The sequence below is a fragment of the Streptomyces sp. NPDC057617 genome, assembly GCF_042800555.1.
Classification (GTDB): domain Bacteria; phylum Actinomycetota; class Actinomycetes; order Streptomycetales; family Streptomycetaceae; genus Streptomyces.
Map to the genome: position 1 here is coordinate 76,140 of NZ_JBHVGV010000009.1, position 23,478 is coordinate 99,617.

General features: G+C 72.4%; 20 protein-coding genes. 13 read left to right on the forward strand and 7 right to left on the reverse strand.

Annotated features, from left to right (window positions below):
- The first annotated feature begins 84 nt into the window (after positions 1 to 84).
- The 9 genes from ACFU9P_RS22570 (at position 85) to ACFU9P_RS22610 (ending at position 9,090) form a co-directional block, all read left to right on the forward strand.
- Positions 85 to 840 carry a CoA transferase subunit A gene (locus ACFU9P_RS22570; protein ID WP_376372497.1) on the forward strand — a complete coding sequence of 252 codons (756 nt, stop codon included), beginning with the start codon at positions 85 to 87 and terminating at the stop codon, positions 838 to 840.
- Positions 840 to 1,502, forward strand: a complete 663-nt coding sequence (locus tag ACFU9P_RS22575) for a 3-oxoacid CoA-transferase subunit B (RefSeq protein ID WP_376372499.1) — start codon at positions 840 to 842, stop codon at positions 1,500 to 1,502. The genes ACFU9P_RS22570 and ACFU9P_RS22575 overlap by 1 nt, the downstream gene beginning before the upstream one ends.
- Positions 1,503 to 1,504: 2 nt before the next feature.
- The gene (locus tag ACFU9P_RS22580) at positions 1,505 to 2,695 is read left to right on the forward strand and encodes a thiolase family protein (protein WP_376372502.1); all 1,191 of its coding nucleotides are present in this window, start codon (positions 1,505 to 1,507) and stop codon (positions 2,693 to 2,695) included.
- Positions 2,696 to 2,699: 4 nt separating this feature from the next.
- On the forward strand, positions 2,700 to 3,557 hold the full coding sequence (gene pcaH, locus ACFU9P_RS22585; protein WP_376372504.1) for a protocatechuate 3,4-dioxygenase subunit beta: 858 nt from the start codon (positions 2,700 to 2,702) through the stop codon (positions 3,555 to 3,557).
- A complete protein-coding gene (gene pcaG / locus ACFU9P_RS22590; RefSeq protein ID WP_376372507.1) occupies positions 3,557 to 4,156 on the forward strand; it encodes a protocatechuate 3,4-dioxygenase subunit alpha in 600 nt (199 codons plus the stop codon). The genes pcaH and pcaG overlap by 1 nt, the downstream gene beginning before the upstream one ends.
- Before the next feature lie 4 nt (positions 4,157 to 4,160).
- Positions 4,161 to 5,741: a 3-carboxy-cis,cis-muconate cycloisomerase gene (gene pcaB, locus ACFU9P_RS22595; RefSeq protein ID WP_376372509.1), complete on the forward strand. Its 1,581-nt coding sequence runs from the start codon at positions 4,161 to 4,163 to the stop codon at positions 5,739 to 5,741.
- A complete protein-coding gene (gene pcaD, locus ACFU9P_RS22600) occupies positions 5,738 to 6,916 on the forward strand; it encodes a 3-oxoadipate enol-lactonase (RefSeq protein WP_376372511.1) in 1,179 nt (392 codons plus the stop codon). The genes pcaB and pcaD overlap by 4 nt, the downstream gene beginning before the upstream one ends.
- A 164-nt stretch (positions 6,917 to 7,080) precedes the next feature.
- Positions 7,081 to 7,524: a subtilase-type protease inhibitor gene (locus ACFU9P_RS22605; protein ID WP_376372514.1), complete on the forward strand. Its 444-nt coding sequence runs from the start codon at positions 7,081 to 7,083 to the stop codon at positions 7,522 to 7,524.
- Positions 7,525 to 7,737: 213 nt separating this feature from the next.
- Positions 7,738 to 9,090 (forward strand): M14 family metallopeptidase, encoded by a 1,353-nt coding sequence (locus ACFU9P_RS22610; RefSeq protein ID WP_384083633.1) that lies wholly within the window; start codon positions 7,738 to 7,740, stop codon positions 9,088 to 9,090.
- 81 nt (positions 9,091 to 9,171) lie between these two features.
- On the opposite strand, the gene ACFU9P_RS22615 is transcribed toward ACFU9P_RS22610, so the two are convergent.
- From ACFU9P_RS22615 to ACFU9P_RS22625, 3 genes are all read right to left on the reverse strand, one after another.
- Entirely contained in the window at positions 9,172 to 10,350 is a 1,179-nt protein-coding gene (locus ACFU9P_RS22615; protein ID WP_384083636.1) for a homoserine O-acetyltransferase, read from the reverse strand.
- A gap of 173 nt (positions 10,351 to 10,523) precedes the next feature.
- Positions 10,524 to 11,903 carry a bifunctional o-acetylhomoserine/o-acetylserine sulfhydrylase gene (locus ACFU9P_RS22620; protein ID WP_384083639.1) on the reverse strand — a complete coding sequence of 460 codons (1,380 nt, stop codon included), beginning with the start codon at positions 11,901 to 11,903 and terminating at the stop codon, positions 10,524 to 10,526.
- A 483-nt stretch (positions 11,904 to 12,386) separates the two neighbouring features.
- On the reverse strand, positions 12,387 to 13,508 hold the full coding sequence (locus ACFU9P_RS22625) for a M24 family metallopeptidase (RefSeq protein WP_384083641.1): 1,122 nt from the start codon (positions 13,506 to 13,508) through the stop codon (positions 12,387 to 12,389).
- A gap of 495 nt (positions 13,509 to 14,003) precedes the next feature.
- Here ACFU9P_RS22625 and ACFU9P_RS22630 point away from each other — a divergent pair, with 495 nt between their 5' ends.
- A complete protein-coding gene (locus ACFU9P_RS22630) occupies positions 14,004 to 15,020 on the forward strand; it encodes a phosphotriesterase (RefSeq protein ID WP_384083644.1) in 1,017 nt (338 codons plus the stop codon).
- 100 nt (positions 15,021 to 15,120) lie between these two features.
- Here ACFU9P_RS22630 and ACFU9P_RS22635 read toward each other — a convergent pair whose 3' ends face one another.
- Positions 15,121 to 16,644 (reverse strand): hypothetical protein, encoded by a 1,524-nt coding sequence (locus ACFU9P_RS22635; protein ID WP_384083647.1) that lies wholly within the window; start codon positions 16,642 to 16,644, stop codon positions 15,121 to 15,123.
- Between the two features lie 115 nt (positions 16,645 to 16,759).
- Here ACFU9P_RS22635 and ACFU9P_RS22640 point away from each other — a divergent pair, with 115 nt between their 5' ends.
- Positions 16,760 to 17,146, forward strand: a complete 387-nt coding sequence (locus ACFU9P_RS22640) for an ArsR/SmtB family transcription factor (RefSeq protein ID WP_384083650.1) — start codon at positions 16,760 to 16,762, stop codon at positions 17,144 to 17,146.
- 89 nt (positions 17,147 to 17,235) lie between these two features.
- Here ACFU9P_RS22640 and ACFU9P_RS22645 read toward each other — a convergent pair whose 3' ends face one another.
- Complete coding sequence (locus tag ACFU9P_RS22645; protein WP_384083653.1) at positions 17,236 to 18,675, reverse strand: ATP-grasp domain-containing protein; 1,440 nt, start codon at positions 18,673 to 18,675, stop codon at positions 17,236 to 17,238.
- 131 nt (positions 18,676 to 18,806) lie between these two features.
- Positions 18,807 to 19,760 (reverse strand): helix-turn-helix transcriptional regulator, encoded by a 954-nt coding sequence (locus ACFU9P_RS22650; RefSeq protein WP_384083656.1) that lies wholly within the window; start codon positions 19,758 to 19,760, stop codon positions 18,807 to 18,809.
- 129 nt (positions 19,761 to 19,889) lie between these two features.
- Here ACFU9P_RS22650 and ACFU9P_RS22655 point away from each other — a divergent pair, with 129 nt between their 5' ends.
- Both ACFU9P_RS22655 and ACFU9P_RS22660 read left to right on the forward strand, forming a co-directional pair.
- Entirely contained in the window at positions 19,890 to 20,369 is a 480-nt protein-coding gene (locus ACFU9P_RS22655; protein WP_384083659.1) for a hypothetical protein, read from the forward strand.
- 192 nt (positions 20,370 to 20,561) lie between these two features.
- Positions 20,562 to 21,494: a LysR family transcriptional regulator gene (locus tag ACFU9P_RS22660; protein WP_376372539.1), complete on the forward strand. Its 933-nt coding sequence runs from the start codon at positions 20,562 to 20,564 to the stop codon at positions 21,492 to 21,494.
- 143 nt (positions 21,495 to 21,637) lie between these two features.
- Here the strand turns inward: ACFU9P_RS22660 and ACFU9P_RS22665 are convergent, their stop codons facing one another.
- The gene (locus ACFU9P_RS22665) at positions 21,638 to 23,287 is read right to left on the reverse strand and encodes a FadD7 family fatty acid--CoA ligase (RefSeq protein WP_384084232.1); all 1,650 of its coding nucleotides are present in this window, start codon (positions 23,285 to 23,287) and stop codon (positions 21,638 to 21,640) included.
- Between the last annotated feature and the right edge of the window lie 191 nt (positions 23,288 to 23,478).

The following is a 23,478-nucleotide window of genomic DNA, read 5'->3' on the forward strand; positions in this document are numbered from 1 at the left end:
GCCGGGTGCACGCACACTCGGGGACAGCAAGTGAGTGAACTCTAGTTCATTCTGCGAACAAAGAGAACCGCGGGGAGTCCTTCCATGGACAAGGTCACACAGTCCGCGGCCGAGGCGGTCCGTGACATCGCGGACCACGCGTCGCTCGCCGTCGGCGGCTTCGGTCTGAGCGGGGTGCCCGCCGTCCTGATCGAGGCGGTGCGCGCCCGGGGCGTACGCGGGCTGAGTGTGGTCTCCAACAACTGCGGGGTGGACGGCGAAGGGCTCGGGCTGCTGCTGGCAGAAGGCCGGATCTCACGGGTCACCGGTTCGTACATCGGCGAGAACAAGGAGTTCGCCCGCCAGTACCTCGGCGGCGAACTGGAGGTCGAGCTGGTCCCGCAGGGCACCCTCGCCGAGCGGCTGCGCGCCGGCGGCTGCGGCATCCCCGCCTTCTACACCCCGGCCGGTGTCGGCACCCAGGTCGCCGACGGCGGACTGCCCTGGCGCTATGCGCGGGACGGCTCGGTGGCGGTGCACTCACCGGCCAAGGAGGTCCGGGTGTTCGGCGGGCGCGACCATGTCCTGGAGTCCGGCATCACCACCGATTTCGCGCTGGTACGGGCGGCCAGGGGCGACCGGCACGGCAATCTCGTGTTCGCCAAGGCCGCCCGCAACTTCAACCCGCTGGCGGCGATGGCCGGGCGGGTGACCGTCGCCGAGGTGGAGGAGCTGGTCGAACCGGGGGCGCTGGACCCCGACTCGGTCCATGTCCCGGGGGTGTTCGTGCAGCGCGTGGTGCCGCTCACGCCCGAACAGGCCGGTGCCAAGCGGGTGGAGAAGAGGACGGTGAGGTCCTGATGGCCCGTACGCGCGACGAGATGGCCGCCCGGGCGGCGGCCGAACTGGCCGACGGCTCGTATGTGAACCTCGGGATCGGGCTGCCCACCCTGATCCCCGGCTTCCTCCCCGAGGGGGTCGATGTGGTCCTGCACTCCGAGAACGGGGTGCTGGGCGTCGGCCCGTACCCGACGGACGAGACGGTCGACCCGGATCTGATCAACGCGGGAAAGGAGACGGTCACGGTGCTGCCCGGCGCCGCGTACTTCGACTCCGCGCTCTCCTTCGGGATGATCCGCGGCGGCCATATCGACACCGCCGTGCTGGGCGCCATGCAGGTGTCGGCGGGCGGCGATCTCGCCAACTGGTCGGTCCCCGGGCGGATGATCAAGGGGATGGGCGGGGCGATGGACCTGGTCCACGGCGCCCGCCGGGTGATCGTGCTGATGGACCATACGGCGCGGGACGGTTCCCCGAAGATCGTCGAGGAGTGCACCCTGCCGCTCACCGGCAAGGCGTGCGTCCACCGGATCATCACCGATCTGGCCGTCATCGACATCACCGGCCGGGGGCTGGTCCTCGTCGAGACCGCGCCGGATGTCACGCCCGAGGAGGTACGGGCCAGGACGGCCGCGCCCCTGCGCACACCGGCTTCCGACGAGACCGACGAGACCGAGGAGTAGGCATGTCCGGCCGACTGCGTGAGGTGTATGTCGTCGACGCCGTACGGACCCCTTTCGGCGCGTACGGGGGCGCGCTGAGCGGGGTGCGCCCTGACGATCTGGCCGCCGGGGTGCTGCGCGCCCTGCTCGCCCGTACGCCCGCCCTGGACCCCGCCCGTATCGACGACGTCTTCCTCGGCAACGCCAACGGCGCCGGGGAGGAGAACCGTAACGTCGCCCGGATGGCGGTTCTGCTCGCCGGACTGCCGGTCACCGTGCCCGGCACGACCGTCAACCGGCTGTGCGGTTCCGGCATGGAGGCCGTGATCCAGGCGGCGCGCGCCATCGCCGTCGGCGATGCCTCGGTCGCGGTGGCGGGCGGTGTCGAGTCGATGAGCCGCGCGCCGTGGGTGGTACCGAAACCGGAGCGCGCCCTGCCCGCCGGACACCAGCAGATGTACTCGACGACCCTCGGCTGGCGGCTGGTCAATCCCCGGATGCCCGCGGAGTGGACGGTTCCGCTCGGTGAGGGCGCGGAACTGGTCGCCGACCGGTACGGCATCGGCCGCGCCGAACAGGACGAGTTCGCGCTGGCCTGCCACCAGAAGGCGGCGCGGGCCTGGCGGGAGGGGCGGTACGACACGGAGACCGTACCCGTCGAGGGGGTGGACCTCGGGCGTGACGAGTCCATCCGCGACAACACCTCGGCGGCGGCGCTGGCCCGGCTGAAGCCGGTGTTCAGCGAGGGCGGCACGGTCACCGCCGGGAACTCCTCGCCGCTCAACGACGGCGCGGCGGCGCTCCTGCTCACCGACGAGGACGGTCTGCGGGCGACGGGGCGCGAGCCGCTGGCCCGTATCGGCGCCTCGGCCGTCACCGGGATCGAGCCGCAGTACTTCGGCGCGGGACCGGTGGAGGCGGTGGAGCGCGCGCTGAAGAAGGCGGGCCGGGAACTCACCGAGGTGGATGTCCTCGAACTCAACGAGGCGTTCGCCGCCCAGGCGCTCGCCTGTCTGGGCCAGTGGCCGGGGATCGATCCGGCGGTCGTCAATCCGCGCGGCGGCGCGCTGGCCCTCGGCCATCCGCTCGGTGCCTCCGGTGCCCGGATCACCGGGGCCGTCGCCCATCAGCTCGCCGCCGCGGGCTCGGGCACCGGCATCGCCGCGCTGTGCATCGGTGTCGGACAGGGCCTGGCCCTCGTACTCGAAAGGTGATCCCGTGCCGCCTCCCGAACCCCTCGCCCCCTCGGAACCACTCGCCCCTTCCGAACCCCTCACGCAGCACCGGATCAGTGCGGAGATAGCCGAGGCGCACCGGGCGGCGGCCGATGCCGTGACCGGCGGCGCGGACCGGCCGGCACATCCCGGCCGGGACTTCGCCCCGTACCGCAGCAGCGTGCTGCGCCATCCGAAGCGGCCGCTGGTCCCGATGGGCGGGGACCCGGAGGCCGCGGAGCTGTACGGACCGGTGTTCGGCGTGACCGATGTGACGGAACTCGACGCGGACCTGACCCGGCAGCACCACGGCGAACCGCTCGGGGAGCGGATCACCGTCACCGGGCGGGTGCTCGACCGGGCGGGACGGCCCGTACGCCACCAGCTCGTGGAGATCTGGCAGGCCAACGCCTCGGGGCGGTACGCGCATCAGCGCGACCAGCATCCGGCGCCGCTGGATCCCCATTTCACCGGTGTGGGACGGTGTCTGACGGATGATCAGGGACGCTATCGGTTCACCACGGTCAAGCCCGGCGCGTACCCCTGGCGCAACCATCTCAACGCCTGGCGGCCCGCGCACATCCACTTCTCGCTCTTCGGCACGGCCTTCACCCAGCGGCTGGTGACCCAGATGTACTTCCCGGGCGATCCGCTCTTCCCGTACGACCCGATCCTCCAGTCGGTGACCGATCCGGCGGCGCGGGAGCGACTGGTCGCGGTGTACGAACACGAGCTGTCCAGCCCCGAGTTCTCGCTCGGTTACCGGTGGGACATCGTGCTCGACGGTCCGGCCGCGACGCTGCCGGAAACGGCGTTGCCGGAGGCTGTAGCACAGGTGCCCGGATCCGGGGAGGACCGCTGATGCCGCGCCCGACTGGACCTGTGACACCGGGCCCCACTCCCTCCCAGACCGTCGGCCCGTTCTACGGATATGCCCTGCCCTTCCCGGGCGGCGGTGAGGTGGTGCCCGCCGGGCATCCGGAGGCGCTCACCGTGCACGGATATGTGTACGACGGCGAGGGCGCCCCGGTGCCCGACGCGCTGGTGGAGACCTGGCAGGCGACGCCGGACGGCTCGCTGGCCGGGCGCCCCGGATCGCTTCGCCGCGACCCGGTGACCGGTGGCTTTCTGGGGCGCAACGGCCTGGACTTCACCGGTTTCGCGCGGGTGGCCACGGACGCGGACGGGCACTGGGCGGTACGGACGCTCGAACCGCCGGGCGGGCGGCCGTATCTGGCGGTGTGCGTGTTCGCGCGCGGGCTGTCGCACCATCTGTTCACCCGGGCCTACGTGGGGGCTCCGGCGTCATCGGACGCGCTGCTGTCGGGGCTGCCCGAGGAGCGCCGTGCCACGCTGATGGCCCGTCAGGAACGCGAGCGGGTCCACCGCTTCGACATCCGGCTGCAAGGGGAGAAGGAGACGGTCTTCCTTGATTTCACCACCTCCGACACCTCCGACTAGCGGCGTGGCTCCGGTCGGTGAGCGGGGCGGCGCGGACGGCGCCGGGCTGCTCGGGCCGGTGTGGGCCGGCCGCGCGGCCGAGGCGGCCACCGGCGACCGGGCGGTCCTTCAGGCGATGCTCGACGCCGAGGCCGCGTTGACCCGCGCCCAGGCCGCGGCCGGACTCGCCCCGGAGCGTGCGGCGCGTACGGTCACGGCGGCGGCCCGCGCCGAACGGTTCGACGTACGGTCGCTCGCCCTGCGCGGCCGGGCCGGCGGCAACCCGGTCATCCCGCTGGTCGCCGATCTCACCCGCGCGGTGGCCGAACTGGAGCCGGACGACGCCGAGTTCGTCCATCGGGGTGCGACCAGCCAGGACATCGTGGACACGGCGCTCATGCTGGTCGCGGCACGTACGCTCGACCTGATCACGGCCGATCTGGAGCGCACCGCCGACGCGCTCGGCGCGCTGGCGGCCGAACACCGCGACACCGTGATGCCGGGCCGCACCCTCACCCAGCACGCGGTGCCCACCACCTTCGGGCTGAAGGCGGCGGGGTGGCGGTCGCTGGTGCTGGACGCCCGTGACCGGCTCGCGGTGGTACGGGCATCTCTGCCGGCGCAGCTCGGCGGCGCGGCGGGCACACTGGCGGCGTTCGGGGCCGCCGCCGACGGGGACCCGGACGCGGGGCGGGCGCTGACGGCCGCGTTCGCGCGTGAGACGGGCCTCGCCTCGCCGCCGCTGCCCTGGCATGTGCTGCGTACCCCGGTCGCCGACCTCGGCGGGGCGCTCGCCTTCTGCGCGGGCGCGCTGGGGAAGATCGCGGCGGATGTGCTGGTGCTGTCCCGTACGGAAATCGGCGAGGTCGCCGAGGGGACGGGCGGCGGGTCTTCAGCGATGCCGCACAAGCACAACCCCGTACGGGCAATCCTGATCGCGTCCACCGCACGCCAGGTCCCCGCCCTCGCGGCCGTACTCTTCGCCTCTCTGGCCGCCGAGGACGAACGCCCGGCGGGCGCCTGGCACGCCGAGTGGCAGCCCCTGCTCGACGCACTGCGCCTGACCGGAGCCGCGGCCGAGACAGCGGCGGAACTCGTCGGCGGCCTGCGGATCTTCCCCGCCCGCATGCGCACGAACCTGTCCCTGACGGGCGGCCAGTTGCTCACCGAACGTCTGACGGCCCGCCTCACCCCCCTACTGGGCCGCGCCACGGCGAGAGACCTGCTGACAGCGGCGTCCCGCCGGGCGGCAAACGAGGGCAAGGCGTTGGCGGAAGTGCTGGCGGAGGACCCCCGGGTGAGCGCCGCGCTCCCCCCGGAGAGGCTACGAGAGCTGACCACCCCGGACACCTACCTGGGCGCAGCTCTAGCCCTGACCGACGAGGCACTCAGCCGCCCAACGCGTGCTGGCCGCGGTCAAGCCCGTACGCCGCACTCCGGCCAGGACGCCGACCCGGACCCCGACCGGAACGCCCGTCAGGATCCCCGCCGGGGCCCTGGCCTGGCCTCCGACCGGGCGCCCGACCGAGACCGGGCGCCCGACCAGAACCCCGGCCCCGACGGCAGTCGTCGTCCCCACCCGACCTCCGGCCAGGACCTCCCATGACTCCTCTCCTTCACCACCGCGTCGACGGCCCCGCCGACGCCCCCGTGCTCGTCCTCGGGCCCTCCCTCGGCACCTCGCTCGGCGTCTGGGAGCCCCAGATGGCCGCTCTGGCCGCGCGATATCGGGTCGTACGGTGGGATCTGCCCGGGCACGGCCGCTCCCCCGCGTCGCTCCTTCCCGCCGGAAGCAGCATGGCCGACCTCGGACAGCTTGTGCTCGGCCTGGCCGACTCGCTGGGGGTGGACAGCTTCGCGTACGCGGGGATCTCGTTGGGCGGGGCCGTCGGGGGCTGGCTGGCGGCGCGTCGTCCCCGGCGGGTTTCTTCGCTCGCGCTGGTGTGCTCCTCGGCGCACTTCGGCGGGGCCGGGCCGTGGCATGAGCGCGCGGAGCTGGTTCGTACCGGAGGCACCGAATCGCTGGCCGACTCCGCTCCCGGGCGCTGGTTCACCCCCGGGTTCGCCACGAGCGGCCACGCGGCCGTGGCAGCGCTCGTGGCCGATCTGCGGGCCGTCGACCCCGAGGCGTACGCCGTCTGCTGCGAGATCCTCGCCGGGCTCGATCTGCGCGACGACCTCGCCCGGATCGACGCGCCCGCCCTGGTCGTGGCCGGCCGTGACGATCCGGCCACCCCGCCCGCCCACGCCCGCGAACTCGCCGACGGCATCCGGGACGCCACGCTGGTCGAGCTGCCCCGCGCCGCGCACCTCGCGAGCGTCGAGCGGCCCGGTGCCGTACTCGACGCGCTGCTGTCCCATCTGCGGCAGTCGGCCACGGGCCGGCAGGACCGGTACGCGGCGGGCACGGCCGTACGCCGGGAGGTCCTCGGCGACGCGCACGTCGACCGGGCGATCGCCGCCACCACGCCCTTCACCGCCCGTTTCCAGGACTTCATCACCCGCTACGCCTGGGGCGAGATCTGGACCGGCGGCACCCTGGACCGCCGTACCCGGAGCTGTATCACCCTCACCGCACTGGTCGCGGGCGGCCACCGGGACGAACTCGCCATGCATGTACGGGCCGCCGTACGCAATGGCCTCACGCCTGAGGAGATCGGCGAGGTACTGCTCCAGTCGGCCGTGTACTGCGGCGTGCCGGCCGCCAACTCGGCCTTCGCGGTGGCCGACCGGGTCCTGAAAGACCTCGCCGAAGACCTCCCCGGCAAGCAAGGTCTCTGACGCACACCGCGCGCCGGGGCCGTACCAGCGCCGTTCGGGTGACCACCATTTGCAGCCATGGCATCACACCGCGCGGCCGGACATGGTGGTGGTGCCACGCATTCGCCGCCGGGCCGGGCCAGACTGCCTGCGATTTACCCAATCTCGACCAAGGAGTATTCGCAATGCGGTCCATCGCAAGAGGTCTGGCGCTCACTGCCACCACACTGGCGTTCAGCACACTGCCCTGCGTCGGCGCGGCGGGCGCGGCGGACGGCGCAGGGACCGGTGCGGGAAGCCTGTACGCGCCGTCCGCCCTGGTGCTGGGCGTCACCGCGGGAGACAGCGCCGCCACCGGTACGGTGCTGCGCGCCGTGACCCTCACCTGCGCGCCCACGGCGGGCGGCAGCCACCCGGACGCGGTCGGCGCCTGCGCCGAACTGCACACCACCCGGGCCGAGTTGGACTCCATCACCACCCGGGGCTCACGCGCGGTGTGCAGCAAGGAGTGGAACCCGGTGACGGTGACCGCGGAGGGCGTCTGGGAGGGGAAGCGCTACTCGTACGTCCACACCTTCGGCAACCCGTGCGCCAAGAACAGCGGAAGCGGCACCATCTTCGACTTCTAGGCGTGCTCCGCAGGGGGTGGTGGCCGGGATGGTGAGCGACGGGGCACCCGGGCCGTCGTGAACCATGCCCGGCCTCCCCTTCGCCGCAATCGCACTCTTGACCGGCTCATGTCATGCCCCCAGGATGACCCCGGACGGCCCCAGTTCCGCTGTCCCGCACACAGGGCGCGTCGCGGCACCACCCCCCACTCACCTCCACACCCGGGAGACTCCATGCGGCTCCGAACACGTGGAAGCGGCGGCACCGGCCGCAGAAGGACGGTGACCCTGGCCGCCCTGCTGGCCCTGGCCCTCGGTGTCACCGCCACGGCCACCAGCGCCGATTCCACTCCCCCGTCGCCCGCCGCCGAGGCAGCGGCGGCCGACGAGGCCATCAAGCAGTACGAGATCCGGATGCACGCCACCTCGGCGACCCGTACCGCGCTCGCCAGGACCGGAGTGACGATCGACGAGTCGGACAGCGAGAGCGTGGTCGTCTCGGCCGACCCCGCACAGGCGAGGAAGCTCCGCGCGCTGGGCTACGACCCCACCCCGCTGGGCGCCGTCCCCGACCGTACGCTGGACGGCGTCATCGAGCCGTTCGACTTCCCCTCCGCCGACTCCAGGTACCACAACTACGCCGAGATGACGAGCGAGATCAACACCGTCATAGCGGCGAACCCGAGCCTGGTGAGCCAGCGGGTGATCGGCACCTCGTACCAGGGCCGGAACATGGTCGCGATCAAGATCAGCGACAATGTCGCCACCGACGAGAACGAGCCCGAGGTCCTCTTCACCCACCATCAGCACGCGCGTGAGCACCTCACCGTGGAGATGGCGCTGTATCTGCTCAAGGAGCTGACCTCCGACTACGGCACCGACTCGCGGGTCACCAACCTGGTGAACAGCCGGGAGATCTGGATCATCCCGGACCTCAACCCGGACGGCGGCGAGTACGACGTGGCGACCGGCTCGTACCGGAGCTGGCGCAAGAACCGGCAGCCCAACTCCGGTTCCACCGCGGTCGGTACGGACCTCAACCGCAACTGGGCCTACCGCTGGGGCTGCTGCGGCGGCTCGTCGGGCAGCGCCTCCTCGGACACCTATCGCGGCGCCGCCGCCGAGTCCGCGCCCGAGGTGAAGGTCGTGGCGAACTTCGTGCGCAGCCGGGTCGTCGGCGGTACGCAGCAGATCAAGGCCGGTATCGACTTCCACACCTACAGCGAACTGGTGCTCTGGCCCTTCGGCTACACCACCGCGGACACCACGACCGGTATGACACTGGACGACCGCAACGCCTTCGCGACCGTCGGCCAGAAGATGGCCGCGAGCAATGGCTACACCCCCGAGCAGGCCAGTGATCTCTACATCACGGACGGCTCGATCGACGACTGGCTGTGGGGGACGTACAAGATCTTCTCGTACACCTTCGAGATGTACCCGTCGTCGAGTTCGGGCGGCGGTTTCTACCCGCCCGACGAGGTGATCGACCGCGAGACCAGCAGGAACCGGGACGCGGTGCTCCAGCTTCTGGAGAACGCGGACTGCTTCTACCGCTCGATCGGCAAGGAAGCGCAGTACTGCTGATCGTGCGCCGCTGAGCCGGCACAGAGAAGGGGCGCTCCCGCCGTCCGGCGGGGGCGCCCTGTCGTCTGCGAGACTTGGCCGTCACCCGGTCCGGGCGGTCAACTCCCGTACGAGCAAGCCGACCTGTTCCGTCTCGATGAGGAAACCGTCGTGCCCGTACGGCGATTCGATCACGCGCAGACGGTCCGCGCCCGGGATGCCCGCGGCCAACTCCCCTTGCTGGGACGGCGGATAGAGCCGGTCCGAGTCGACACCGGCCACCAGCGTGGGCGCGGAGATCCGGCGCAGCGCGGCCCGGACATCGCCCCGGCCGCGCCCGATGTCATGGGTGTTCATGGCATCGGTGAGGGTGATGTAACTGCCCGCGTCGAAGCGCCGTACGAGCTTGGCGGCATGGTGGTCGAGATACGACTCGACCTGGTAGCGGCCGCCCTGCCAGGGGTCCTCCGTACCCTGCGGGTCGCGGCCGAAGCGGACATGGAGTTCGGGCTCGCTGCGGTATGTGACATGGGCGAGCCGGCGGGCCAGTCCCAGCCCGGTGTGCGGGCCGTGCCCCGGTTCCGCGTCGTGGTAGTCGCCGCCGCACCAGAAGGGGTCGGAGCGGATCGCGCGCGCCTGGATGGTGGCCCAGGCGATCTGCTCGGCGCTGGCGCTCGCCGTGGTGGCGAGCAGCATCAGCGCGCCCGTGCGCCCGGGGTGGGCGACGGCCCACTCCAGGGCGCGCATACCGCCCATGGAGCCGCCGAGCACCAACGCCCAGCGTTCGATGCCCAGTTGGTCCGCGAGGCCGGTCTCGGCGGCCACTTGGTCGCGCTGGGTCAGCCGCGGGAAGGCGGAGCCCCACGGCCGTCCTCCGGGGCCGGCCGAGGACGGTCCCGTACTGCCCTGGCAGCCGCCCAGCGCATTGGGCGCGACAACGAACCAGTGGTCGGTGTCCAGGGCCCGGCCGGGCCCGATCAGGGCGTCCCACCAGCCGGGGGTGGGATGGCCGGGCCCGGCCGGGCCCGCGGCATGGCTGTCGCCGGTGAGGGCGTGCAGAACCAGTACGGCGTTCGAGGCGTCGGGGGCGAGGTGCCCCCAGGTCTCATAGGCGATACGGACCTCCGGCAGCTCGCCGCCCGCCTCCAGCGCCAGCGGCCCGGCCCGTACCCACCACCGGCGCCGCCCGGGCGGATCCCCCTCCCGCCAGGCACCGGTGGCCGGCGGAAGGGGAAGGGCACCGGGAGCCGCTGGGCCGGCGGACCCGGGGGCCGGGGGCACGACTCCCGAGGCCCCGGACTCTGCGGATACGGCACCTCGGTGCGGCGGTCCCGGCCGCTCAGGCGGTCCAGGAAGCCCAGGCGGCCCGGGCGATCCAGGAAGCTCGGGCGCCCCGGGCGGTCCCGGAGGTCCAGGCGGTCCCGGCAGCCCCGAATCCGTGTCGGTCGCGCGGTTCAGGACGCGCCCTTCGCCGCGCGGAAGCCCGCCTCCAGATCGGCCTTGAGGTCCGCGAGGTTCTCGATGCCGACCGACAGCCGCACCAGCCCCGGCGAAGTGCCCGTCGCCGCGAGCTGCTCGGCGTTGAGCTGGCTGTGCGTGGTCGACGCCGGGTGGATGATCAGGCTCCGTACATCGCCGATATTGGCGAGGTGGCTGAACAGCTCCACCGCGTCGACGAAGCGCTTGCCCGCCTCGACCCCGTCGCGCAGCTCGAACGCCAGCACCGCGCCCGCGCCGCGCGGAAGGTACCGCTGGGCGGCGTCGTGCCAGCGGTTCGACTGGAGTCCCGGGTAGTGGACCGCGGCGACCTCGTCCCGCCGCTCCAGCCACTCCGCGAGCGCCTGCGCGTTGGCCGAGTGCCGCTCGATGCGCAGCGACAGCGTCTCCACGCCCTGGAGCAGCAGGAACGCCGACAGCGGCGACAGCGCGGGGCCGATGTCGCGCAGGAGCTGCACCCGCAGCTTCACCGCGAACGCGCCCGGGCCCAGGGCCGGCCAGTAGCGCAGTCCGTGGTAGCTGGGGTCGGGCTCGCTGAAGTCCGGGAAGCGCTCGGCGTGCGCGCCGAAGTCGAAGGTGCCGCCGTCCACGACGATCCCGGCGATGGTGGTGCCGTGCCCGCCGAGGAACTTGGTCGCCGAGTGCACGACGATGTCCGCGCCGTGCTCGATGGGCCGCAGCAGATAGGGAGTCGGCACGGTGTTGTCGACGATCAGCGGAATCCCCGCCGCGTGCCCGACGTCCGCGACACCCCGTACGTCCAGCACATTGCCGCGCGGATTGCCCAGGGTCTCGGCGAACAGCGCCTTGGTGTTGGGCCGGATCGCCGCCTGCCAGGCGTCGAGGTCGTCCGGGTCGTCGACGAAGCTCACCTCGATGCCGAACTTCGGCAGGGTGTGCCGGAAGAGGTTGTACGTCCCGCCGTAGAGGGAGGTGCTGGAGACGATGTGGTCCCCGGCCGAGGCGAGCGTGAGGATCGCCAGGGTCTCCGCCGCCTGCCCCGACGCCAGCGCCACGGCGGCGGCACCGCCTTCGAGCGCGGCGATCCGCTGCTCGAAGACGTCCTGGGTCGGGTTGTGGATCCGGGTGTAGATATTGCCCGGCTCCGCGAGCGAGAAGAGGTCCGCCGCGTGCTGGGTGTCCCGGAACACGAACGAGGTGGTCTGGTAGACGGGCACCGCCCGCGCCCCGGTGGTGGGATCGGGCGCGGCACCCGCGTGCACCTGCTTGGTCTCGAACGACCAGGCCGAGGTGTCGGGGCCGTCCGGGACGGCTTCGGGGGTGTGCCCGGCGGTGACGGAGTCGATGGGCTGGCTGGAGTCGCTGGACTGGCTCATGGTTCTCCCTGGTGCGGTACGGCGATGAGGTGCGGGGCGCCCGCGAGTACGGAGCGCGGTGCGCGAGCGGGGCGCAGAAGACAGGGATACCGGCGCGGGACGGCGCACGGCGGCACGCCCCGCGCACGGCGCGGCGGAGTCGGCGGAACGAGCGCTTCCCGGCGGCGGATCAGGCGGACCAGGCGGATCAAGCTGATGGGGCGGATCCGGTGAACGCGGCGGATCCCGCGGTCTCAGCGGCCCGGGAAGCGGCGGCCGGCCGTCGGTGGCACGGCGTCAGCGTGCGGTGTGACAGCTCGTGCTGGTGACACGCACGTAGTCCACGTGGCGGCGGGTCACGAGCCGGAGCGTCATGACGTCAGGTAACCACAGCGGAGCGCCGCGTACAACCACCCGTCCGGCGGTACGGGAAGTCGCCCGCCGGCACGGGCCAGGGAGGTCAGGCGGTCGGGCGGCAGGGCAGCCAATCGGTCGCGCGGTCCCTCACGGCAGGACGACAAGTTCGCGGCCCGACCTGTTGAGCCGCTGCCCGCCGTCCTCGGTGCAGATCACGATGTCCTCGATCCGGGCCCCGTACCGGCCCGGGAGATAGATGCCCGGCTCGACCGAGAACGCCATCCCCGGCTCCAGCGGAAGCTGATTGCCCGCCACGATGTACGGCTCCTCGTGGCTCTCCAGTCCGATGCCATGGCCGGTCCGGTGGATGAAGTACGGGCCGTACCCCGCCTCGCTGATCAGGTCGCGCCCGATCGCGTCGAGTTCATGGGCGCGCAGACCGGGGCGCACGGCGTCGGTCTGGGCGCGCTGGGCCCGCAGCAGCACCTCGTACAGTCGCAGGAACTCCTCCGGCGGTTCGCCGAGCGCGTAGACACGGGTGGAGTCGGAGCAGTAGCCCTCCTCGGTGGTGCCGCCGATGTCGACGACCACCGGATCGCCGGCCTCCACGACCCGGTCGGAGACCTCGTGGTGCGGGCTGGCGCCGTTCGGTCCGGAGCCGACGATCACGAAGTCCACCCGCACATGCCCCTCCGCGATGATCGCGTCAGCGATGTCCCGGGCCACCTCGCGCTCGGTACGGCCGGGCCGCAGCCACTCGCCCATCCGGGAGTGCACCCGGTCGATCGCCTCCCCGGCGCGGCGCAGGGCCCCGGCCTCGTCCGGCGTCTTGCGGGCCCGCAGCCCGTACAGCACCTGTCCGGCGAGCACCTGCTCTGCTCCGGGCAGCGCGGCGCGGAAGGCCAGTGCCTTCTCGGCCCACATCCGGTTGTCGAGGGCGACGCGGGCGAGGGCGCGCGGGAGGCGCGCGGCGACCAGGGCGTACGGGTCGTCGGTCTCGTCCCAGCCGGTGATCTCGATCCCGAGGCTCCCGGCGGGCGACGCCTCGGCGGCGGGCTTCTCCAGGGCCGGTACGACGAGGAAGGGCTCGCCCCCGGCAGCACCCCCGGCGGGCAGCACGAGGCAGGTCAGGCGCTCCAGCGGGTGCGCGTCATAGCCGGTGAGATAGCGCAGATCGGCTCCGGGCGAGACGAGCAGGGCGTCGATACCGGCTGCGGACGCGGCCGCGCGGGCCCGGTCGAGGCGGTCTGTCCAGGAGTTCGCGGTCATCGGGCTTGGTGTCATCGGCGGGGCCTTCCGAGGCGGGAGGGGTGGAGGGGTGTACGGGAAGCATCTGAACGATCCATCCTCAGGGGGCGCCGGGCCAACCGGAATTCCGGGGCTTCGCCCTCGCGCGGTCCCCGGCTCCGGGCCCCGGAGCCGGGCCCCGGAGCCGGACACAGGAGCCGGACACAGGAGAGCGCGCGGGCGGCGGTGCGGGGAGTGCCGCTGAAGCAGGGGGCGCTTCGGCGCACCGGGTGGCGAGCGCCTATGCGTCAAGCGCCGGGAGCATGCGCCTTTTCAGCACCGGCGCGGCCGGGAAGCCTGTACCAGGGGTGCTCGTGAGCCCACCGCGTCCTGTCGGGACGAGGTGTCCACGGCGGGCGGTCCCGCCGACGTACCGGCTGTGCCGTACGGCCGCCGAGCCATGCGGAGTCCGCCAATGCGAGTCCGTCCCCGGTGCGGCCGTGTGCCGTGCGCCCACGCGTGATGCGGGAGTCCGACATGCCGTACGAAACCGTCTCGTCCACGGCCTCCGCCACGGCCGAGGTGAACACCGTCCGTGGTCCTGTACCGGTCGGCGGTCTCGGCCGGGTCCTGATGCATGAGCATATCTTCGTCCTCAACCCCGAGTTCGTCACCAACCATCCGGAACGGGCCGGGTTCCGGGAGTCCGAGGCGGTGCCGCGGGCGGTCAGGAGGCTGACGGATCTCGCCGCCAACGGTATCTCCACCATCGTCGATCCCACCGTGATCGGCCTCGGCCGCTCCATCCCGCGGATCCAGAAGGTCGCGGAGCAGGTCGGCCTCAATATCGTCGTCGCGACCGGGCTCTACACGTACGACGACGTCCCGCACTTTGTGAGCATGCGCGGGCCCGGCACCCTGCTCGGCGGGGACGAGCCGCTGGTGGAGATGTTCATCGCCGACATCGTCGACGGCATCGCGTACACCGGGGTGAAGGCCGGGATCCTCAAGTGCGCGACCGATGTGCCGGGGGTGACCCCGGGGGTGGAGCGGGTGCTGCGGGCGGTCGCCCAGGCGCACCGGGCCACCGGGGTCCCGATCCTCACGCACAGCCACGCGCAGACCCGCCGCGGCACCGAGCAGCAGGACGTGTTCGCGGCCGAGGGGGTGGATCTGACCCGGGTGGTCATCGGGCGCTGCGGCGACACCACGGATCTCGGCTATCTGATGTCGATCGCCGACCGGGGCTCGTATCTCGGCATGGACCGTTTCGGGCTGGATGTCTTCTTGCCGTTCGAGCAGCGGGTGGACACGGTCGCCGCGCTCTGCGCGCGCGGCTACACCGACCGGATCGTGCTGGCGCACGACGCCAACTGCTATATCGACTGGCTCCCGATGCGCGATGTGCCCGTCCTGCTGCCGAACTGGCACTATCTGCACATCTCCCGCGATGTGCTGCCCGCGCTGCGGCGGCGGGGCGTGAGCGAGGAGCAGATCACCACGATGCTGGTCGACAATCCAAGACGGATCCTCGAAGGCAGCGGGCCGTATTGAGCCTGCTCCGGGGGCGGTTGAGGACGGGCGGCGCGAACAGCGTTGCTCAGCACCGGAGTTCGCGGAGCCCGTCAGCGGTAGCACGGGCCGGAGAAGGCGCTCAACCGGATAGGCGGCTCCCCGGGCCGAGTTGGGCGGAAGGGGCCAGATAGGCGCGAAGGCCGGGCCGGCCCGGCAGATCCGGGAGGCGCTGGAGCCGCCAGCTTCTGGCGTACGAGGGTGGCGCGTCCTTGCCCGCCACCACAACGGCCACCGGCCGCTCGCGGGCGGTGGCGACGAGGGCCGCGGGGGTGATGCTGCGGTCGTGGCCGCCGGTCTGCCGGGACGCGCAGCCCGCGCGGAAGGCGATACGGACGGCCTCCGTGCCGCTCACCACACACGGCGGCCGGACTCCCTGGCGTGCCAGCTCCGCCGCCACCCGCCCGAACGCCGCCCGGCTCTCGCGGTTGCGCGCGGCGACGGCGGCGAGGACCGCGTACTGCACCGCGAGATGCCCGGCGAGCGCCACCGCGAGGACGCTCACCACCAGGAGGCGCGGGCGTACGGCCGAGCAGATCCAGGTCAGGCATTGCGCCACCGGCAGGGACAGCAGCGCGTAGGTGGGCAGCAGGAAGCGCGGTGCGGCGTAGCCGATCAGCAGAAGGTACGGAACGGCCGTGGCCAGCGCGGCCAGTGCGGGCAGCAGGACGACGGGCAGCCGGCGGAGTCGGGCGGCGGCCAGTGCACCGCCCGCGGTGAGCAGCGGGAGTACGAACCACCAGACGGCGGTGACCGGCCGCCGCCAGGGCACATCGCAGGGGCGGCACAGCAGCCGCCCGTCGAGTGCGCGCACCTGGTCGTCGAAGGCGAGGTGCCAGCCCAAGTGCCCCTGGATCTCGCTGGCCCTGCGCAGCCGCGCGAGCAGACCGCCGAAATCCGTGTACGCCTCGACGACCCACTGCCCGCAGCCCAGCGCCGTACCGGCCACGAGCACCAGCAGCAGAGCGGTCCGCCGCCACGCCGGGACCACCAGTGCGGCGACGCCGAGCGGCAGAGCGAGCCAGAGGGCGTCCGAGGGGCGCATGAGCGCGACGAACGCCATTCCCCCGCCGAGTCCGGCCAGCGCGGCGCGGTCCGACGGGTCGCGCGCGGCCCGCAGGAAACACCCGGCAGCGAAGAGCGATCCGAGGGCGGCCCAGAGATTGGGCATGGCCTGCGGACCGTAGATCACGGTGATCCACAACCCGGCGAACAGCGCTCCGGCAACGGCGAGTACCGGTACGGGCAGCAGCCTGCGCCACACCCGGAGCGCGACGAGAAGCCCGGCGCCGGAGAGCAGCGCCAGATACACCCGCAGCGCCCCGACGGACGAGGTCAGCAGGGTGACGGGCGCGACGAGGTAGGTGATGCCCCGGGCGCGCGGCGCGCTGAAGAACGCGGCCTCGGCGTCCCGGGCGACCTGGCTGACGTACACGGTCTCGTCCCAGCCGAGCCCCGATCCCCGTACCACGAGCGCCAGTTGGACGAGGGTGTAGACCCCGGCGACCGCGGCCGGCAGTCCGAGGCCGCCCGCCGTCGAGCGGCCCTGCCCGGCCGGTGACTCCTGCCCTTGCGGGCCGGACGCCACGGCCGAGGTCTCTGTCATACGGACCACGCTGCATCCGCCCCGCGCGCCCCACCATCGGGGCAGGGCACCCGGACGAACCTTCACCCAGGAATATATGAATAAGTCTTCATTTGCCATCGGTAGGATGGACGCCATGGGCCATGGAGTCGACGCCACGAACACCGCCACCACCCGCGAACGCCTGGACGCCGTGGGGACGGCCGATGTCGCCGCGACCCTCCAGGCCCTCGCCACGCCCTCCCGGCTGCGGATCCTCGCGCGCCTCCAGGAGGGTTCCTGCGCGGCCGGTGAACTCGCCGAGGCCGTCGGGATGGAGCAGTCCGCCTGTTCCCACCAGCTCAGGCTGCTGCGCAACCTGGGACTGGTCACCGGCGAGCGTCAAGGCCGGTCGGTCATCTACGCCCTCTACGACCACCATGTCGCCGAACTGCTCGACCAGGCCCTTTACCACGTGGAGCATCTGCGCCTGGGCCTGCGCGACGTGCCGTCGGCGGAGGCCGCGCCGTCCGGCGGCGCATGACCCGCCCCTGGTGGCAGGACGGGTTCGTGGGCGGGGGCGGGGCGGCGGACCGTACCGCCCCCGCTTCAGGGCCGGAATCCCGGGCGGGCTCAGGCTCCGGCGGAGACGGGTGGTGCCAGGGACTGGGCCGGTGGCTGAGCCAGTGCGTGAACAGGTGGCTGAGCCAGTTGCTGGAGCGGTGGCTGAGCCAGTTGTTTGACCGGTGGCTGAGCCGGGGTCAGGGCCATCACCGTCTCGGTGACGGCGACCCGGCCGCCCAGGCGCGGCGGCTCCAGCCGGCCGGGATCGCCCGTCAGAAGCAGACGGACGGCGGCCCACGGGAGGTTCACTCCGGCGAAGGCGGTCTGGAAGATCCCGGCGGAGGCCCGGGGGTTGGCTTCGAGCAGCATCGGCCGGCCGCGCCAGTGCCGCAGTTGGACATTGGAGAGATACGCGAGCCGGAAATGGCTCACCAGACGCCGGGCGATATCGGTCAGGGCGGGGGCGTCGAGGAGATGGCGGTAGCGGCCGTCCTTGGAGCGGGCGACACAGGTGACCATGGCGCCGCCCGGCGCCGAGAGACAGTCGATACTCACCTCCGGGTCGTCCAGATAGGGCATCACGATGAACTCGGGCACCCGCTCCCCTTGGTCCACGGCCCGGTTGAGCGCGTCGGCCACGGCGCCGAGGGAGGCGACGGGCCGTGCCGGTGCCAGCAGGTCCGTGATCCGCAGGGGCGTGTCGTCGAGGATGCGGAAGCCGAACGCGGAGAACTCCCCCGCGGGCTTGATGCAGGCGGTGCCGCCCTCGTCGGCTATCTCCCGCGCCGCCGCGCGCAGCGCGTCGCCGTCGGAGACGATCCACCAGGGCGGTACGGGGACACCGATCGCCCGGGCCGCTTCGTACGTTCCGCTCTTGCTGGTCAGTACGGAGACGGCGGGGGCCGGTGAGCACATGAGCTTGGTGCCGAGCGCGGCGAACGCGTCCGCGTAGGGGGCGAGCGCGTCCAGGCGCCGGGGAGGGATGAGGACGTCGATGGCATGCCGGCGGCAGAAGTCCAGGGCGAACTCGGCGTATGCCGCGTTGCTGACCCGGTGGGGTTCGACCTCGCTCACGTCGCAGACCGAGAGCGCGGGAGCGTGCCGGCTGATGTTGGTGCCGTAGATACGGACATCGGTGGCGTCGGGGTTCTCACGCAACATCCGGGCCACCTCGGTGGCGGCGACCCCCGCGCTGCTGAGCCAGATGCGAAGTGCGATCGGGAACGCTCCTCTCGACACAGGGCGACATGGCCGCGGGGCACACGGAACCAGGCCGGGCAGACTCACCGGTGCCATGACTCCACGGCCTGCGCGGCTGTGCGCAATCGGAATGTGTAGAGCGGATGATAGCCCGTTTGGGCTGGGGTTTTTCACGCTGCCGGGTGAGAAGAACCCGGTCCGGGCGAGGTCGGTCCTGGGGCGGAGCCGGCCGCGCGGGAAGGTGCGCGGCGAGGACGGCGGGCCGCGGGCACGGCCCGCCGGGACCTGCCCGTCGCGGCGCGGTTCCATCCGGCTTGTTTCTGCCGTTGTCCGGATCTCACCCGTAGCCGACCGAAATCAGTCTGAATTCCGACCAGAAACGACCGGAGCCGGACACGGCCAGCTCGCGCTCACGCCGCGGTGGTCCTGCCGCGGTGGTCCTACTGAGCGGGCCGGGACGAGGGGGTACGAGAGGCCTCCTCCGGCGAGGCCGCCGCGGCGGGGCCCGCCGTCCAGTTCGCCAGCAGACGCAGAGCGTGCTCGGACGGTGAGCCGGGCTCGGCCGTGTGCACGCCGAGGATCTGGTCGGGGTCGCCGGTGGGGTGGAACGCCTCGTAGTCCAGGGTGAGTTCACCGACCAGCGGGTGGCGGTACCGCTTTGCGCCATACGTTCGCTCCAGCACATCGTGGTCGGCCCACCAGCGGCGGAAATCGGTGTCCCGTACGGAGAGTTCACCGATCAGCTCGGCGAGCTGGGGGTCGTGCGGATGCGCTCCGGCGTACAGATGCAGCGCCGCGACGGTGCCGCGTGCGGAGTGCTCCCAGTCCGCGTACAGCTCACGGGCGGCCTCGTCGAGGAAGATGAAACGGGCCATGTTGCGCTCGCGGTGCGGCAGGGCGTCGAAGTCGGTGTAGAAGGCGCGGGCGAGCCGGTTGGCGGCGAGGACGTCCGTACGGCGGCCCAGGACCAGGGCCGGGGTGTCGCCGAGGGTGTCCAGGATCCGGTACAGCCCCGCCCGTACCCGCTGCGGGGGCAGCGGACGGCGCCGGGAACGGGCCGGCCGGGCCAGCGCGTACAGATGCGCACGCTCGGTGTCGTCGAGCAGCAGGGCACGGGCCACCGCGTCCAGCACGGCCTCGGAGACGTTGGCACCGCGCCCGCGCTCCAGCCGTACGTAGTAGTCCACACTGACCCCGGCGAGCTGGGCGACCTCCTCGCGGCGCAGCCCCGGTACCCGCCGGGTGCCCGGCTGCGGCGACAGACCGACGGCCTCGGGCGTGATCCGGGCCCTGCGGGAGCGCAGGAATTCCCGCAGCTCACTGTTGCCGCCGGAGCCGGAAGAACCGGTTCCGGGGCCGGTGGCAGGGCCGGTCCCGCGGAGAGAGTCACTCATGCCGACCAGGCTAAATCCGTCTCCGGGGCCGGGCACGGCCGCTGAGGGGTACTGCTGGGCCCCCGCTCCGCGCCTGCCGCTAGAGTGCGATGCTTGTTCGATTCGCCGTGGGGCGGAGGGGGAGGGGTTGTGAGCGCACAACTGAGGGACATCGCCGGGGAGTTGGCGGAGGTGTTGTGGCGGGAACACACCGTGTACCGGGAGCGGTCCGGCGGTGTGGTCATCCGGGGCGAGCATGTACGGCGCTGGATCAGCCTCGCTCCGGCGGGCGGCCGGGACGAGGTCCTCGTACGCGCGGGGCGCATCCTGGACGGCGGCACCACCGCTCCGGCGCGTTCGGAGGCCGTGGTGCCCCTCTCCGCCGGTACGGGCGTACTCGCCGCGGCCTGCCGCCGACTGCTGGCCGAGGCGGCGGCCGACGCGACGCCGGTCACCCCGGGACGGGCAGCACCCAAGCGGCCGAAGCGATCCACACGATCCACACGGTCCGGGAAGGTGGCGCAGCGCGGAGGCAGTGGGAAACACACCAGTTTCGGTTCCTGGGTGATCCTCGCCTGCGTCGCCGGTGTGATCGCGCTGTACGTCTACAGCACCGCGACGCGCGGCTAGGGCCTCTCCATCCCAGCTGACTCCCCCCAGCCCCTGCTTCCTCCCGCTCCCGGCGGCGAGCCTCGCCCTCGGCGGCAGCGTCCGAAAACCGCTGGTTGGGCGGTTGATAAGTAGGATGATTCAAGGTGTCACCGGAGTAACCGGAGTCCGCGGGTCGATTCCGGCGCGGTGTCCGGCAGGGAGGAGTCGCTGATGCTGTTCCGTCAGCTTGAGTATTTCGTGGCGGTGGCCAGGGAGAGGCACTTCGCGCGGGCCGCGGAGTCCTGCTACGTCTCCCAGCCCGCGCTGTCGGCGGCGATCGCCAAGCTCGAACGCGAGCTGAACGTCACGCTGATCAACCGGGGACACAACTACGAGGGCCTCACCCCCGAGGGAGAGCGGCTGGTCGTCTGGGCCAAGCGCATCCTCGCCGAGCAGGACGCGTTCAAGGCCGAGGTCGCCGCCGTCCAGTCCGGCATCACCGGCACCCTGCGGCTCGGCACGGAACCGACGGCGTCGACGACCCTGGCGCTGCCGGTCGCCGCGTTCTGCGGGGCGCATCCGCTGGCCAAGGTGCAGGTCCACTCCCGGCTGTCGGCGAGGGAACTGCACCGCCAGCTCCGCGAGTTCGAGCTGGACGCGGCGATCTCACACTTCGCGCCCGAGGAGCGAGAGAGCCTCCAGGTGGTGCCGCTGTACCAGGAGCGGTACGTACTGCTGGCCTCCGGTGACCAGTTGATGCCCCAGACCCACACCATGACCTGGGCGGAAGCGGCCCAGTTGCCGCTCGCGCTGCTCACCCCCGACATGCGCATCCGCGAACTCATCGACAGTGTGTTCGCGGAGGCCGGCGTGGTGGTGACCCCGCAGGTGGAGACGGACTCGGTGGCCTCGCTCTACGCGACCGTGGGTGTCGGCGACTGGGCGAGCATCGTGCCGCACACCTGGCTGCGCGCGATGCCGGTGATCGGCAGGACCCGGGCCGTACGGCTCGTCGCCCCGGACGCCAGGGCGACGGTGTCGGTGGCGATCCACTCGGCGATCCCCGGTTCGGTGGCCGCGCGCGCCTTTGTGAACGCGGCGACGGGCCTGTCGCTGGACGAGTTCTTCGACCAGCCGCTGCCGACCGAGCACCGGGTGAGATAGGCCGGCCGGCCCCGCGACGAACCGGCCGGCCTCAGGCCGGACACGACCTGCCCGTACCCCGCAGGCCCGCGCCGGCCGCGCGGACCCGTGGCCTACGGGTGGTGTTCCCCGGCGCCCCCCGGCGCCGGCGTCGGTGGGTGCCGTCAGCCGGCGCTGTCAGCGGCCGGGCCCGGTCCGGGCCCCGGCCCCGTGTCGTCTCCGTCCCTGCCGTACAGCGCGACCACCGCCCGCCGGTCGAGACCGCCCTTGGCGGTGTGGGGCAGCGCGGCGACGACTTTGAGCCGGTCGGGCAGTTCGACGGCGGACAGCCGGTTGCGGCAGTACTGAAGGATCTCCCCGGGCCCGATGATCTCGCCCTCGCGTACCACCACGGCCGCGCCGACCCGCTGCCCGTACACCTCGTCGGGCAGTGCGAACACCGCCGCCTCGGCGACTCCGGGACACCCGGCGAGGATGTCCTCGACATGCTCGGGGGAGATCTTCTCACCGCCGCGGTTGATGAGGTTCTTGATGTGCCCGGCGAGGAAGAGATAGCCGTCCTCGTCGAGCGAGCCCAGATCGCCGGTGCGCAGCCAGCCGTCGGTGAAGCTGTGCGCCGTCTCGTCGGGGTCGGCGAGATAGCCGCGGGTGACGGTGGCCCCTCGCAGCCACACCTCGCCGCGGACTCCGGGCGGGCAGGGGCGCCCGTTCCGGTCGACGACACGGAGGTCCACCCCGGTCGACCGCCCGACGGACCCGTGCTTCAGGGGCCCGTAGTCCGGCAGCGGTTCACTGGTCACCTGGTGGGTGGCCTCGGTCATCCCGTACGCGGAGAGCAGCGGCGCGCCGAGGGTGCGCTCCAGTGCCCGCTGGGTGGCCGTGTTGAGGGGGGCGCTGCAGCTCCGTACGAATCTCAGGGGCGCGACCTGCGGGCCCGGGTACTCGGTCGCCGACCGGTCGAGAAGGATCTCGTGGATGGTGGGGACGGCGGTGAACCACGTGGCGGCCACGGCCTGGACGTCGTCCCAGAAGGTGTGCGCGGCGAACCGGCCGCGCTCGGGCAGCAGGACGCATCCCCCGCTGCCCAGCGTGGCGAGCAGCGCCGCCAGCAGACCGTGACCGTGGAAGAACGGCATTACCGCGACCGTCGCGTCGCCGGGGCCCAGCTCGTAGGTGGCACAGATGTCGCGGAGGGAGGCGGCCACATTGGCGTGGGTGAACGGGACCATCTTGGCCCGGTCGGTGGTGCCCGAGGTGAACAGGACGAGGGCGTCCTGTGCTGTCAGCGCCTCGCTCGTGGCCGGAACGTCCCGGTGTGCCGGTGTGCCGGTGTCGAGGGTGGCGGTCGCCGTGCCGGTACGGGAGATGTCCACGCGCAGCGGCCAGGCCGGGACCGGGACCCGGGCGACGGGTTCCGCGTCGGGGGCGGTCGGACCGAGGACGACCGCGCGTGCCCCCAGCGCCTCGATCCGCGCGGTGAGCTGGGCCTCGGGCAGCGCCGGGTCCAGCGGGGCGACCACCACTCCGGCCCGCGCCGCGCCCAGCAACGCCACGACGAATTCGGCGGTGTTGGCGCCGACGAGACCGACCGCGTCGCCGCGGCGCAGCCCCGCACCGGTGAGCCGGGCGGCCACACTGTCGGCCAGCGCGGCGAGGGCGCCGTACGACAGGCCCAGCCGGTCGCCGGTGACGACGAGTGCGCGGGCGTCGGGCCGGTCGCGCGCGTGCCGGTCGAGGAGATCGACGAGGCCCGTGACCCCCGGGGGCCGGTACGGACCCGTGTCGCGCACGGATGCCGCGGTCGGGACGGCCATGGCCACCACCTCCTCGTACAGATCTGTTGAATCCGTCACCTGTCGAGCCTGCGCGGGCGCGCGGTGTGCGTCCAATACGCGCTGACGAACAGTCGATAGCGAGTATCTATCAAGGGAGGCCGCCACGCGGTGCGAGCTGCGGCGACCACGCTCGATAAATGTTGTTTATCGGCTGGTCGCCGATAGGTCTT